This window comes from Solwaraspora sp. WMMA2056 (genome assembly GCF_030345095.1).
Lineage (GTDB): Bacteria > Actinomycetota > Actinomycetes > Mycobacteriales > Micromonosporaceae > Micromonospora_E.
In genome coordinates this window covers 2,952,887-2,966,883 of the sequence record NZ_CP128360.1, presented here as the reverse complement: position 1 = coordinate 2,966,883, position 13,997 = coordinate 2,952,887, and the positions used below count along the sequence as shown (strand labels likewise).

General features: G+C 72.6%; 9 protein-coding genes. 2 read left to right on the top strand and 7 right to left on the bottom strand.

The genetic code is table 11. The annotated features are described in order from the left end of the window. The first annotated feature begins 2 nt into the window (after nt 1-2). Complete coding sequence (locus tag O7608_RS13555; RefSeq protein ID WP_289210306.1) at nt 3-1,295, top strand: hypothetical protein; 1,293 nt, start codon at nt 3-5, stop codon at nt 1,293-1,295. 28 nt (nt 1,296-1,323) lie between these two features. Here O7608_RS13555 and O7608_RS13550 read toward each other — a convergent pair whose 3' ends face one another. The 4 genes from O7608_RS13550 to ndk form a co-directional block, all read right to left on the bottom strand. Continuing rightward, nucleotides 1,324-2,016, bottom strand: coding sequence for a lysophospholipid acyltransferase family protein (locus O7608_RS13550; protein ID WP_289210305.1), 693 nt, complete (start codon nt 2,014-2,016; stop codon nt 1,324-1,326). Between the two features lie 75 nt (nt 2,017-2,091). Then, nucleotides 2,092-5,283: an isoleucine--tRNA ligase gene (gene ileS / locus O7608_RS13545; RefSeq protein WP_421359962.1), complete on the bottom strand. Its 3,192-nt coding sequence runs from the start codon at nt 5,281-5,283 to the stop codon at nt 2,092-2,094. Between the two features lie 334 nt (nt 5,284-5,617). Then, nucleotides 5,618-7,201, bottom strand: coding sequence for an alkaline phosphatase D family protein (locus tag O7608_RS13540; RefSeq protein WP_289210304.1), 1,584 nt, complete (start codon nt 7,199-7,201; stop codon nt 5,618-5,620). Nucleotides 7,202-7,357: 156 nt separating this feature from the next. Beyond that, a complete protein-coding gene (gene ndk, locus O7608_RS13535; RefSeq protein WP_289210303.1) occupies nt 7,358-7,783 on the bottom strand; it encodes a nucleoside-diphosphate kinase in 426 nt (141 codons plus the stop codon). Nucleotides 7,784-8,065: 282 nt separating this feature from the next. On the opposite strand from ndk, the gene O7608_RS13530 reads away from it, so the two are divergent. Further along, nucleotides 8,066-9,622, top strand: a complete 1,557-nt coding sequence (locus O7608_RS13530; RefSeq protein ID WP_289210302.1) for a VOC family protein — start codon at nt 8,066-8,068, stop codon at nt 9,620-9,622. On the opposite strand, the gene O7608_RS13525 is transcribed toward O7608_RS13530, so the two are convergent. The 3 genes from O7608_RS13525 to O7608_RS13515 form a co-directional block, all read right to left on the bottom strand. Beyond that, on the bottom strand, nt 9,545-9,889 hold the full coding sequence (locus tag O7608_RS13525) for a DUF4233 domain-containing protein (protein ID WP_289210301.1): 345 nt from the start codon (nt 9,887-9,889) through the stop codon (nt 9,545-9,547). The two genes, O7608_RS13530 and O7608_RS13525, sit on opposite strands and share 78 nt — an antisense overlap. Continuing rightward, the gene (locus O7608_RS13520) at nt 9,886-11,157 is read right to left on the bottom strand and encodes a bifunctional folylpolyglutamate synthase/dihydrofolate synthase (protein ID WP_289210879.1); all 1,272 of its coding nucleotides are present in this window, start codon (nt 11,155-11,157) and stop codon (nt 9,886-9,888) included. Before O7608_RS13520 ends, O7608_RS13525 begins: the two co-directional genes overlap by 4 nt. Before the next feature lie 107 nt (nt 11,158-11,264). Beyond that, entirely contained in the window at nt 11,265-13,925 is a 2,661-nt protein-coding gene (locus O7608_RS13515) for a valine--tRNA ligase (RefSeq protein WP_289210300.1), read from the bottom strand. Between the last annotated feature and the right edge of the window lie 72 nt (nt 13,926-13,997).

Below are 13,997 nucleotides of genomic sequence, written 5' to 3'. Positions count from 1 at the left end.
CGATGCGGCCGCCGCAACCGGACGAGGATCCCCGTACGGACCAGACGCCCGAGGTCGGCAGTCCACCGACCGCGCCGTTGCCCGACAGCGTCCGCGCCGACGGCACCACCGGCGACGGCACCATCGATCGTCCGAACGACGATCGGACCACCTTCGACGACCGCACCGCCGTCGATCGGACCGCTGTCGACCGCGCCCCGGGCGACGAACCGCCGACGTCGCCCGCGCCGTGGCGCGGCGCGGCGCAGGTCCCGCCGCCCCGGCCGAAGCAGCGCTGGTGGCAGCGCGACCAGGGCCCGGCCGGCCCGCCACCGCCTCGGGATCCCACGCTGCTCCTGCCGGCGGGCGACCTGCCGTCCGACGACCCGGAGACCCGGACGCCGGTGGACCCGTGGGCCGGCGCCGACCCGTGGCCGGTCGCCCATCCCGGCGGTACGCACGACGACTGGGCCGCGACCGACCACCCCGGCTACCCGCCGCCGGCCCACCCGCAGCCGCCGAGCCAACCGCAGGCCGAGCAGCAGCAGCCCCGCCCGCCGCAGGCACCACCGCCGCAGGTCCACCAGGCACCACCGCCGCCACCGCAGGTGGCAGCCCCTGCGCCCTTCACCATGCCGCCGCACGGGCAACCGGCACGTCGCGCGCCGCGCCCGGCCCCGGCCGCCCGGCCGGCTCCACCAGCCCCGCCTCCGCCTCCGGCACCGAAGGGTCCGCCACCGGCCGCCCGTCGGCCCCGGCGCCGGCGCCGCTGGCCGACGACGATGTCACTGTTGACGCTGCTGACGGTGGCCTGCTGCTGCGGCTGCCCCGCCTACTACGGCAAACCGCTGTGGGACCAGTATCCGGCCAGTCCCGCTCTGCCCGGGCAGTTCGCCGACCTGCGGCTGAGCGACGACGGCAACAGCCAGGAGACGGTGGCCCGGCTGGAAGGCGAGATGCGCAGCACCCACCTGCTGGCCGAGGAGACCTTCGCCGGGGTCTACCGGGACGGCAACGGAAAACAGGTGGTGCTCTACGGCATCACCGGGTTCCGGATGACGCCGGGCAGTGACCTCGACGACGAGCTCGGCCGGATCGCCGACGAGTACCAGCTGGGCACGGTCACCGCGTTCGACACCGACGACCGGGGCAGCCATCTCAACTGCGGCACCGGGCAGGCCGACGGCACCGACGTGGTGGTCTGTGTGTGGGCGGACCACGGCAGCCTCGGCACGGCACTGTTCACCCGCCGCTCCGTCGAGGAGAGCGCCGAACTGACCTACCGGCTGCGCGGCGACGCGATCAGCCGGCAGTGATCAGCCGGCAGTGATCAGCCGGCGGTGGTCATTCGGCCGCCGCCGCACCGCCGGGAGCGGCCCGTGGCGGTGCATAACGGGGTACGTACTCCTGGCCGGTGAGCCGCTGGATCTCGCTCATCACCTCGTCGGTGATCCGGCGCATCTCGGACCGGCCGTCGCCCCGGCCGATGAAGTCCAGCGGCTTACCGAACCGGAAGGTGATCCGGCCCGGCTTGAGCTTCGGCCAGAGCCGCCCGATCGGCTGAATCTCGTCGGTGCCGGAGATCCCGACCGGCACCACCGGCACCCCGGCGGCCAGGGCCAGCCGGGCCACCCCGGTACGGCCCCGGTAGAGCCGGCCGTCGGGTGAGCGGGTCCCCTCCGGGAAGACCGCCACCTGCCGGCCGGCCCGCAGCAACGGAATCGCACCGTCGAACGCGCTCAACGCCGCCCGGCCGCCGCCACGCTCCACCCGGATCGCCCCCAGGCCGGTCACCAGACCCTTGGTCAACAGCCCCCGCACCCCGGTGCCGTCGAAGTACTCGGCCTTCGCCCAGAACGCCACGTGCCGGGGCAGCACCGCCCCGAGGAAGTACTCGTCGGCGACGGACAGGTGGTTGGCGGCCAGGATCACCCCACCGGTCTTCGGGACGTTCTCCCAGCCTTCCACCTTGGGCCGCCAGCCCAGCAGCAGCGCGGGTCCGACAGTGAGCTTGCCGATCGAATACAGCGGCGGCACGGATCCTCCGGCGACGGGACAGGCGTGGGGTGGGTCGGACAGACACGGTAGCGGACGGGGTCACCCCCCGCCCGGTCAGACCCGCTCGACCCGCACCGACACCGGCTCGCCGTCGCCGACCTCGCCGGCGAACCCCACCGCCGACGCGGCACCCTCGGCAGCCACCGCAACGACCGTGACCTCGTCGGCGAGCACCTCACCGGTGACGAAGTCGCGGTACGCCCGGACCGCCTCGGCGACGCCGTCGCTGGCCGCGACCGTGACCCGGATCCGGTCGGTGATCCGCAGGTCGGCGTCGCGCCGGGCCTGCTGGATCACCCGGACCAGGTCCCGGGCCAGGCCTTCGGCCGCCAACTCCGGGGTGACCGTGGTGTCCAGCACCACCACCCCCTGCCCGGCGGGCAGCGGCGCCGAACTGTCCGGGTCGGCGGCGACCAGCTTCAGCTCGTACTCCCCCTCGGCCAGCCGGACCCCGGCGGCGAGCGGCGCACCGTCGTCGCCCAGCTCCCAGTCACCGGCCTTCACCGCCCTGATCACCGTCTGGACCTGGCCACCCACCCGGGGCCCGAGCACCCGGGGCACCACGGTCAACACCTGCTGGCAGTACGTCTGCACGTCGTCGGTGAACTCGACCGCCTTGACGTTGACCTCGTCGGCGACCAGGTCGGCGAACGGCCGCAGCCGGTCCGCCGCCGAGGTGGCCACGGTCAACGCCGGCAACGGCAGCCGCACCCGCAGGCCACGGGCCTTGCGCAGCGACAGGCCGGCCGAGCAGACCTCGCGGACCGCGTCCATCGCTGCCACCAGGTCGTGGTCGGCGGGGAACTCGGCCGCCGTCGGCCAGTCGGTCAGGTGCACCGACCGTTGCCCGGTCAGCCCACGCCAGATCTCCTCGCTGGTCAGCGGCGCCAGCGGCGCCACCACCCGGGCCAGGGTCTCCAGCACCGTGTAGAGCGTGTCGAAGGCGTCGGCGTCGCCGGACCAGAACCGGTCCCGGGACCGGCGTACGTACCAGTTGGTCAACGCGTCCAGGTAGGTCCGCACACTGGCGCAGGCGCCGGCGATGTCGTAGCCGTCCATCTGCCGGGTGACCTCGTCGACCAGTTCACCGGTCTTGGCCAGCACGTACCGGTCGAGCAGGTGGGTGCTGTCGGTCCGCCGGGTCGCGGTGTGGTCCTCCGCGTTGGCGTACAACGCGAAGAAGTACCAGACGTTCCACAGCGGCAGCAGCACCTGCCGGACCGCGTCGCGCACGCCGCTCTCCACCACCGCCATGTCACCGCCACGCAGCACCGGCGAGGACATCAGCATCCAGCGCATCGCGTCCGAGCCGTAGGTGTCGAACACCTCGTACACGTCCGGGTAGTTGCGCAGGCTCTTGCTCATCTTGCGCCCGTCGGCGCCGAGCAGGATGCCGTGGCTGACGCAGGTACGGAACGCCGGCCGGTCGAACAGCGCCGTCGCCAGCACGTGCATGGTGTAGAACCAGCCCCGGGTCTGCCCGATGTACTCGACGATGAAGTCCCCCGGGTAGTGGTGCTCGAACCAGTCCCGGTTCTCGAACGGGTAGTGCACCTGGGCGAACGGCATCGACCCGGACTCGAACCAGCAGTCCAGCACCTCCGGCACCCGGCGCATCGTCGACCGGCCGGTCGGGTCGTCCGGGTTGGGCCGGGTCAGCTCGTCGATGGTGGGCCGGTGCAGGTCGGCCGGGCGCACCCCGAAGTCACGCTCCAGCTCCTCCAGCGAGCCGTACACGTCGACCCTCGGGTAGGCCGGGTCATCGGACCGCCACACCGGGATCGGTGAGCCCCAGAACCGGTTACGGCTGATCGACCAGTCCCGGGCACCGGCCAGCCACTTGCCGAACGAGCCGTCCTTGACGTGCGCCGGCGACCACTCGATCTGCTGGTTCAGCTCCACCATCCGGTCCCGGAAGCTGGACACGGCCACGAACCACGACGACACCGCCTTGTAGACCAGCGGCGTGTCACAGCGCCAGCAGTGCGGGTACGAGTGGGTGTAGGTGTCGTGGCGCACCAGCACACCCCGCTCCCGCAGCTCGCGGATGATCGGCTTGTTGGTGTCGAACACCTGCTCGCCGGCGTACGGCGGGACCAGTGCGGTGAACCGGGTGTGGTCGTCGACGGTGACGATCGTCGGGATGCCGGCGGCGGTGCAGGCGTTCTGGTCGTCCTCGCCGAACGCCGGGGCCATGTGCACCACCCCGGTACCGTCCTCGGTGGTGACGAAGTCCGCGCCGAGCACCTGGTAGGCGTTCGGGCCGGCCCGGTCGACCAGGAAGTCGAACAGCGGGGTGTAACGGCGGCCGACCAGGTCGGCGCCGCGTACCGTGCCGACCCGCTCGAACCCCTCCAGCTCCTTGGCGTACGCCTCGACCCGCGCCGCCCCGAGCAGGTGACGCTGCCCGTCGCGCTGCAGCACCGCGTACTCGATGTCCGGGCCGACGGCGAGGGCCAGGTTCGACGGCAGCGTCCACGGCGTGGTGGTCCACACCCCGATCCGCTCCGTCGGCCCGCCGGGCTGCGCCGGGGCCAGCTCGAACCAGACGGTGACGCTCGGATCCTGGCGGTCGCGGTAGACGTCGTCCATCCGGGTCTCGGTGTTGCTCAGCGGCGTCTCGCACCGCCAGCAGTACGCCAGCACCCGGAAGCCCTCGTAGATCAGGCCCTTGTCGTGCAGGGCCTTGAAGGCCCACATGACGCTCTCCATGTAGTCCAGGTCGAGCGTCTTGTAGTCGTTGGCGAAGTCGACCCAGCGGGCCTGGCGGGTGACGTAACGCTCCCAGTCCTGGGTGTAGGTCAGCACCGAGCTGCGGCACACCTCGTTGAAGCGCTCCATGCCCAGCTCGACGATCTCCGCCTTGGTGGAGATACCGAGCTGGCGTTCGGCTTCGACCTCGGCGGGCAGCCCGTGACAGTCCCATCCGAACCGTCGTTCGACCCGCCGGCCCCGCATCGTCTGGTAGCGCGGCACCACGTCCTTGACGTAGCCGGTGAACAGGTGGCCGTAGTGCGGCAGCCCGTTGGCGAACGGCGGGCCGTCGTAGAAGACGTACTCGTTGGCGCCGTCCGGGCCGGGGTCGCGCTGGTCGACGCTGGCCTCGAAGGTCTTGTCCGCCGCCCAGTACTCCAGGACCCGGCGCTCCACCGCCGGCAGGTCCGGGCTGGCCGGCACGCCGGTCGCGGCCGGGCCGCCGCTGCCGTCGGACGCCCCGGTGACGGGGCCGGTCATCGGGTACGCCATGGTGGTCGTTCTCCTCGCGCAGCTCACTGTCGTCGTGGTCTGCGAGGACGAACCCGCCGGGAAGGCAACCGGCCGCCGGCCGGGTGCCGCCCACGATGGGCCGCGGTACCACCTCGCTTGACGGTCGAGTGATCGACCGCCCGCTCGTCGGCCGGCTGTGACGGGCCGGACCCGCCCGGTTCTACTGCGGCCGTCGGGTCGACGGCCGGTTCTTCCGGGGGCTCGCCGGTGATGGCCGGGTCGTCGCCTGGTGACACCAAGCGTAGCGGACCGCGCCAGCCGTTTCCGCCGCCCCCGCCCTCCGTGCCCCCGCCCCCCGTGGCGGGGGCACGGGTCAGCGCTCGGCCGCCGGCAGGGTGGTCGACCAGAGCGAGTCGCCGTCGCGGTCACGCAGGTGCACGGTCAGCGCCCGCGACGCCCCGTCGATGTGCACCTCACCGAAGTGTTGGAAGCCCTCCGCCGGGGAGGTGTTGGCGCGCGGCGGGGCGTGCACGAACACCGCCTGCGGGCCGAAGGTGCCGTCCAGCGCGTTGGGCCCGAACCCACCGGCGTGCGCCGGCCCGGAGACGAACTCCCAGAACGGGGTGAAGTCGCCGACCGCGGCCCGCGCCGGGTCGTAGTGGTGCGCGGCCGTGTAGTGCACGTCGGCGGTGAGGAACACGATGCCGGTGACCCCGGCCCGGTGTGCCGCGCCGAGGATCTCGGCGAACTCCAGTTCCCTTCCGGCCGGCGCGCCGTCGTCGCCCTGCGCGATCCCTTCCTGGGCGGCGCCGTCCGGCACGATCAGCCCCAGCGGCAGATCGTTGGCGATGACCTTCCAGGTCGCGGTGGACCGCTTCAGTTCCCGGACCAGCCAGGCCCGCTGCTGCGCGCCGAGCAGCCCACGGCGCGGGTCGGCGTACGTGTTGCCGTCGTTGGGGTCCTTGTAGGTACGCATGTCCAGCAGGAACACGTCCAGCAGCGGCCCGTGCGGCACCACCCGGTACAGCGGACCGTCGCCCGGGGTGGGCAGCCACTCGTGGAACGCCTGTGCGGCGCGGGCGGCGAGCACGTCGACCCGGGTCTCGGTGTACCGGTCGTCGGTGAGGACCTCCCCCGGGTACCAGTTGTTGGTGACCTCGTGGTCGTCCCACTGGTTGAGCTGCGGCACCTGCGCGGCGAACGCCCGCAGATGCCGGTCCAGCAGGTTGTACGCGAACTGGCCGCGGAACTCGGTGAGCGTCTCGGCGACCTTGGTCTTCTCCGGGGTGACCAGGTTGCGCCACACCCGCCCGTCGGGCAGGGTCACCGACTCGGCGAGCGGGTTGTCGGCGTACACGGTGTCGCCGCTGCACAGGAAGAAGTCCGGCGCGCGGCGGCGCATCGCCTCGAAGATCCGCATGCCGCCGAACTCGTCGCTGATCCCCCAGCCCTGGCCGGCGATGTCACCGGTCCACACGAACCGCACATCGGCGCAGTGACGCCGGCCCGGCCGGGCAGGTGGGCCGGTCACCAGCGAGCCGGTCAGTGGTTCGCTGGCCAGTCCGGGCCGGTCCAGACTCGTGACCCGCACCCGGTAGTGCAGTCGCTCGCCCGCCGGCAGCCCGCGCAGCCGCAGTTTGCCGGTGAAGTCCCGACCGGCGTCCAGCACCGGGCCGGGCACCAGCCGGGCGTCGCGCAGGTCGGGTCGGCGGCCGATCTCCACGACGAGCCGGCCCGGCCGGTCCGCCCGGGTCCAGACGACCGCCCGGCCGGGGCCGACGAGGCCGCTCTGCACGCCGTGGGTCAGCACCGGTCGGCCACTGGGCCGCCAGGCCGGGGCGCCCGGTCGGCCGGCACCGGCGGCCGCGCCGGGCCCGCCGAGCAGCGCGCCGCCGGCGAGTCCGGCGCCGGCGGCCAGGCCGGCCCGCAGCGCGGTACGGCGATCAACGAAATCCATCGAAGCTCCTCCTGGGCGAACTGATGTGGCCCCTGAGGTCTATCGATGGAACACAACGGCAGCCACCGGATGAGGTGACCGCCGGGCGACGCCGACACGAACGCCCGACCCGACCGGTCAGGCGTCGTCGGACCCGCCCGACCCGGCCGCGACCGGTCAGGCCAGGTCGGCGAACCAGAGTTTGATCTCCCGGGCCGCGCTCTCCGGAGAGTCCGAGGCGTGCACCAGGTTCTCCCGGTTGGACAGCGCCAGGTCACCACGGATCGTGCCGGCCGCCGCCTTCCGGCCGTCGGTCGACCCGATGAGCCCCCGGACGACGTCGATCGCCTGGTCCCCGGCGAGCACCAGCGCGACCAGCGGACCCCCGGTCATGAACTCCTTCAGCGGCGGGTAGAACGGCTTGTCCACATGGTCGGCGTAGTGGGCGTCCGCCAGCTCCGCGTCCATTTCCCGCAGCGTCAGGGTCACCACCCGCAGACCCTTGCGCTCGAACCGGCCGAGGATCTCACCGACCAGGCCACGGCGGACCGCGTCCGGCTTGATCAGGACAAGGGTACGTTGCACCTCGGTGGGGCTGGACACGCTGACTCCTCCTCAACGGACCGCGACGGCGGGCCACGGCGACGCCGCCCGGTACGGGACCTGGCGCTGTCAGCCTAGTGGGTGGCGGGTACGCCCCGACCGGCTTGCCCACAATGCCGCCGACCCGGGGCCCTGCGGCACGGCCGACACCGGCGGTACGCCGCTGACGGCGCGCCACGACGCAGGCGGATCGGGCGGGTCGACGGACGGCGCGGCATGATGGAGACTCTTCCATCCGCGCCGTGCCCGGCCTAGCCTGGCCATAACGCAGGGAGGTCTACTGTGGCGAACGGCCGTCGACCGGTTTCCACCGCCCGCAAACTCGTCGCGGCGGTGCTCGGCACCCTCGCCACGTTCATCATCCTGTTCGGCGCCGGCATGACGAGCTGGGCGATCGCCGCGCTCGGCGTGGCGCTGCTGGTGCTCGCCATCAGCCTGGTGCTGATCACCGCCTTCCCGGGCGCGGAACGGGCCTGGGTCGCCGGGATCGCCCACGTCCGCAGCGTCTCCGAACCACCGGCGTCGTCCACCTACGGCCGCTGCGAGCTGCAGATCCTGGTCGACGCCCCCGGGGTGCCGCCGCGTTCGGTCAAGATCCGCGATCCACGGGTACCGGTGGCCAAGTGGCCCGACCCCGGCGCCACCTTGCCGATCATGGTGGCGATCGACGACCAACGGCACGTACGGATCATGTGGGACGACGTCCTCACCCACGCGGAGGCCGCCGCCCAACCCACCGAGCTGCCGCCGGAGTTCGACGAGCCCGAGTTCGACCTCGCCGGCGACGACCTGGTGACCGACGACGACCTGCTCGACGGCGACGACCAGCCGCCCTGGGCCCGGCCAGGTCACGACGACGACGATGACCGTTTCGCCGACTCCGACGACCTACCCGTCGCCGAGGCACCGCGCGGGGACGCCGACGACCGCAGGCCGCCCGAGAGCAGGCGGGACCCGGCGGAGAACCCGCGCCCGGACTTCACCCGACCCGACTTCGACCCGGACATCGAGGCACCCACCCCCCGGTCCGCAGACGACCGCCCCGGTGACACCGTCGTGGTGAGCCAGACACCCGGCGGCCCGATCGTCCTGGAAGGCACCCTGGTCGACCCACCACCGGTGCCGCTGCCCCGACGCCCCCGGCCCACCCCGCACGGCACGGCCGGCCCGGAGCAGACACCGACGGCGGGCAGCGGCACCACCGCGGCCACCGACCCGGCACGCGCCGACACCCGGCCGGAAACCACCGTCGGCACGGCCGCCACCGGCACCGCCCTGGCCGATCCGCCGGCCGGCGCGGACCTGACCGGCGACCCGTCGCCCCCTGTCGACATCGACATCGACGTCGACGGGCCCGACACGCCGGCAGACCCCGACGACGACCCCGGTCCGATCCACGGCGTCGGACTCACCCTGCTCGTCGCCGACCTCGACCGCTCGGTCGCCTTCTACCGCGACATGCTCGGCTTCTTCGAGATCGACGGCGGCGACGGCAACGCGGTGCTCGCCTCCGGGCAGACCCGACTCGTGCTGCGGTCGATCCCCGAGGTCGCCCCGGTCAACCGCCGACTCATGCACCTCAACCTCGAAGTCGACGACCTGCAGCGGGTCCACGACGAGCTCAAGTCCAAAGGCGTGCGGTTCACCTACGCACCACGTGCGGTCAACCGTGGTGCCCGGCTGGAGCTGTGGGCCGCCGCGTTCCGTGACCCGGACGGCCACGGCATCGCCATCATCGAATGGCGGGAACGCCAGCGCGGGTCAGCTGAGGATGACCCGACGGACGTGCCAGACGTACGCCCAGACGGCGGCGAACACCAGGCCCACCCCCAGCAGTGACCAGTGCAGCAGGCCGGCCAGCAGCACCGCCGCCTGCAGCACGGTCCCGGCATGCCAGGCCCACCCGTACCGCAGCAGGCCGGCGACGACGACCGCCGCCACCGCCAGGGCCGCGCTGACCGACATCGCCGCCACGCCGACACCGTCGCCCAGCATCCGGATCGGTTGGATCGCGAGCACCAGGACCAGCGCCTCCAGCCCGAGGGTCGCCGCCCCCAGCCCCCGGGCGGCCGCCGCCGGGTTGCGCAGCCCGGACCGGCGCGTCATCGGGTCAGCAGCCGGCGGGCGTCGGCGACGGTCACCACCGAGCCGGTGATCAGTACGCCGACCCCGCTGAGCTCACCGTCGACATCCTCCTCGGCGAGCACCACCGCCGCCTCGATCGCGTCGGGCATGTCCGCCGCCACCCGCACCCGGTCCACCCCGAACGCCTCCACGGCGAGCCCGGCCAACTGCCCCACCGGCATCGCCCTCGGTGACGAGTTACCGGTCACCACCACCGCGTCGGCGACCGGCTCCAGCAGGTCGAGCAGGGCCTCGGCGTCCTTGTCGGCGAGCACGGCGAGCACCACGACAAGCCGCCGGAACGCGAACTCCTCCTGCAGGGCGGTGACCGTCGCCGCCATTCCGTGCGGGTTGTGCGCCCCGTCGAGCAGGATCGTCGGCGCACTGCGGACCCGTTCCAGCCGCCCCGGCGACGACACCGCCGCGAAACCCTGCCGGACCGGCTCCGTGTCGAGCATCCGGCCCGGACCGGCACCGAGGAACGCCTCGACGGCCGCCAACGCCAGCGCCGCGTTCTGGGCCTGGTGGGCACCGTGCAGCGGCAGGAAGATCTCGTCGTAGCGGCCACCGAGCCCCTGCAGTGACAGCATCTGCCCGCCGACGGCGACCGCCCGCTGCGCGACGCCGAACTCGCCACCTTCCCGGGCGATGGTGGCCCCCACCTCGGCGCACCGCTGCAGGATCGGCTCCGCCGCCTCCGCCGGCTGCACCGCCGTCACCACCGTCGCCCCGGCGTGCACGATGCCGGACTTCGCCAACGCGATGTCGGTCACGGTGTCGCCGAGCCACTCGGTGTGGTCCAGTCCGATCGGGGTGATCACGCAGACGCCGGCGGAGAGCACGTTGGTGGCGTCCTCGGCACCGCCGAGACCGACCTCGACGACGGCGACGTCGACCGGGGCGTCGGCGAACGTCGCGAACGCCACCGCGGTCGTCATGTCGAAGTAGGTCAACGGCTCCGCCGCCTGCTTGTCGACCAGCTCGGCCAGCGGGGCGACCTCCCGGTACACGGCGGCGAACCGCTCCTCGCTGACCGGCTCACCGTCCAGGCTGATCCGCTCCCGCACCGTCTCCAGGTGCGGGCTGGTGTACCGGCCGGTGTGCAGCCCGAACGCCCGCAGCAGCGAATCGATCATCCGGGCGGTCGAGGTCTTGCCGTTGGTCCCGGTCAGGTGGATCGACGGGTACGCCCGCTGCGGGCTGCCCAGCAGGTCCAGCAACTGCCCGATCCGGTCCAGGTCGAACACCATCCGGGTGAACCCCCGGCCGTCGAGGGCCTGCTCGACGGCCGCGAACTCGCTGCCCGTACGCCCCGGGCGGGCCGCACCGTCGCCGGAGCGCTCCGGTCGCCGCGCCGTCACGACTGCCCGCCGTCACCGGCCGGCAGCGCCGCGAGCGCGCCCGCGATCCGGGCCAGCTCCGCCTCGGCCACCGCCAACCGGGCCCGGATCTTCTCCACCACCGGGGCCGGTGCCTTGTCCACGAACGCGCTGTTGCCCAGCTTGCCCCGGCACTGCTGGGCCTCACGCTCGGCGGCGGCACGGTCCTTCTCCAGCCGGGCCCGTTCGGCGGCCACGTCGATCGCCCCCCGGGTGTCGAACTCGACGGTGATCTGTGCGGTGACAGCCAGCTTCGCGGTCGCCGAGAAGTCCGCCGCCGGGGTGTCCAACCGGGTCAACGACCGGATCAGCGGCTCGTGCCCACCGACGCCGGCGTCGGCCAGACCGGTCAGCCGGGCGCTGACCCGCTGGGTCGGCCGCAGCCCCTGGTCGGAGCGGAACCGGCGCACCTCGGTCACCACCCGTTGCACCGCAGCCAGCTCTGCCTCGGCCGCCGGGTCGTGCCAGGACCGGTCAGCGACCGGCCAGCTGGCGACCATCACGCTGCCGGCCTGGTCCGCGCCGGCCCGCGACAACGCCAGCCACAGTTCGTCGGTCACGAACGGAATGACCGGGTGGAGCAGCCGCAGCAGCTGGTCCAGCACGTGGCCCAGGACGCGGCGGGTCCGCTCGGCGGCCTCGCCACCCGCCGCCAGCACCGGCTTGCTCAACTCGAGGTACCAGTCGCAGACGTCGTCCCACGCGAAGTGGTACAGCGTGTCGCAGACCTTCGCCAACTCGTACGCCTCGAACTGCTCGTCGACCTGGGTGACCACCTGCTGCAACCGGGACAGGATCCACCGGTCGGTCATCCCCAGGTCGGCTGCGGCCGGCAGCTGCCCGGTCAGATGCGCGCCGTTGAGCAGCGCGAACCTGGTGGCGTTCCACAGCTTGTTGCAGAAGTTCCGGGAACCCTGGCACCACTCCTCGCTGACCGGCACGTCGGCGCCCGGGTTCGCGCCCCGGACCAGGGTGAACCGGGTGGCGTCGGCGCCGAAGCGCTCGATCCAGTCCAGCGGGTCGACCACGTTGCCGTACGACTTCGACATCTTCTTGCCGTACTGGTCCCGGACCATGCCGTGCAACGCGACCACGTCGAACGGCTGACGGCCGTCCATCGCGTACAGCCCGAACATCATCATCCGGGCCACCCAGAAGAAGAGGATGTCGTAGCCGGTCACCAGGACACTGGTCGGGTAGAAGGTCCGCAGGTCGTCGGTCTGCTCCGGCCAGCCCAGCGTGGAGAACGGCCACAGCGCGCTGGAGAACCAGGTGTCGAGCACGTCCTCGTCCTGCCGCCAGCCCTCGCCGGTGGGCGGCTGCTCGTCCGGGCCGACACAGACGACCTCGCCGGCCGGGCCGTACCAGACCGGGATCCGGTGGCCCCACCACAGCTGGCGGGAGATGCACCAGTCGTGCATGTTGTCGACCCAGGCGAAATAGCGCCGGGCAAGCTCCGGCGGCTCCACCCGGGTCCGGCCGTCACGCACCGCGTCGCCGGCCGCCTTGGCCAGCGGACCGGTGTCGACGAACCACTGCAGCGACAGCCTCGGCTCGACCGTGGTCCGGCACCGCGAGCAGTGCCCCACCGCGTGCACGTACGGCCGCTTCTCTGCCACGATGCGCCCGTCGGCGCGCAACGCCGCGACGATCGCCGGCCGCGCCTCGAAGCGGTCCAGACCCTGGAACGGCCCCGCCGCCGTGACCACACCCCGCTCGTCGAGGATCGTCAGGCTGGGCAGTTGGTGACGCTGGCCGATCTCGAAGTCGTTCGGGTCGTGCGCCGGGGTGACCTTCACCGCGCCGGTGCCGAACGCCGGGTCGACGTGCGCGTCGGCGACGATCGGAATCCGTCGGCCGGTCAACGGCAGCTCGACCTCGGTGCCGACCAGATGCCGGTAACGCTCGTCGTCCGGGTGCACCGCGACCGCGGTGTCGCCGAGCATCGTCTCGACCCGGGTGGTGGCCACCACGATCGACGCGTCGCCGTCGCCGTACCGGATGGAGACCAGCTCGCCCTCGTCGTCGCTGTGCTCGACCTCGATGTCGGACAACGCGGTGAGGCAGCGGGGGCACCAGTTGATGATGCGTTCCGCCCGATAGATCAGCCCGTCGTCGTAGAGCCGCTTGAAGATCGTCTGCACCGCACGGGACAGGCCCTCGTCCATGGTGAACCGCTCACGGCTCCAGTCGACCGAGTCACCGAGCCGACGCATCTGCCCGAGGATCGCCCCGCCGGACTCCGCCTTCCACTGCCAGACCCGCTCCACGAAGCGTTCCCGGCCCAGATCGTGCCGGGACAGCCCGTCGGCGGCCAGTTGACGCTCGACGACGTTCTGCGTGGCGATCCCGGCGTGGTCCATGCCGGGCAGCCAGAGCACCTCGAAACCCTGCATCCGCTTACGGCGGGTCAGGGTGTCCTGGATCGAATGGTCCAAGGCGTGGCCGACATGCAGCGAACCGGTGACGTTCGGCGGCGGAAGCACGATCGTGAACGGCGGTCTACCGCTGGTCGCGTCGGCCGTGAAATAGCCCTCGGCTACCCACCGCGCGTACCGTCGCTGTTCCACCTCACCGGGCTGGTACTGCGCCGGCAGGTCGGAGGCGTCGCTGGGGCGGGTCTGCGGATTCTCGGTCACCCATCGAGTTTACGGAGCCGCCACACCCGAATTGACCCAGGCCCGGACAGGCCGCCCCGGTGACGTACGGTG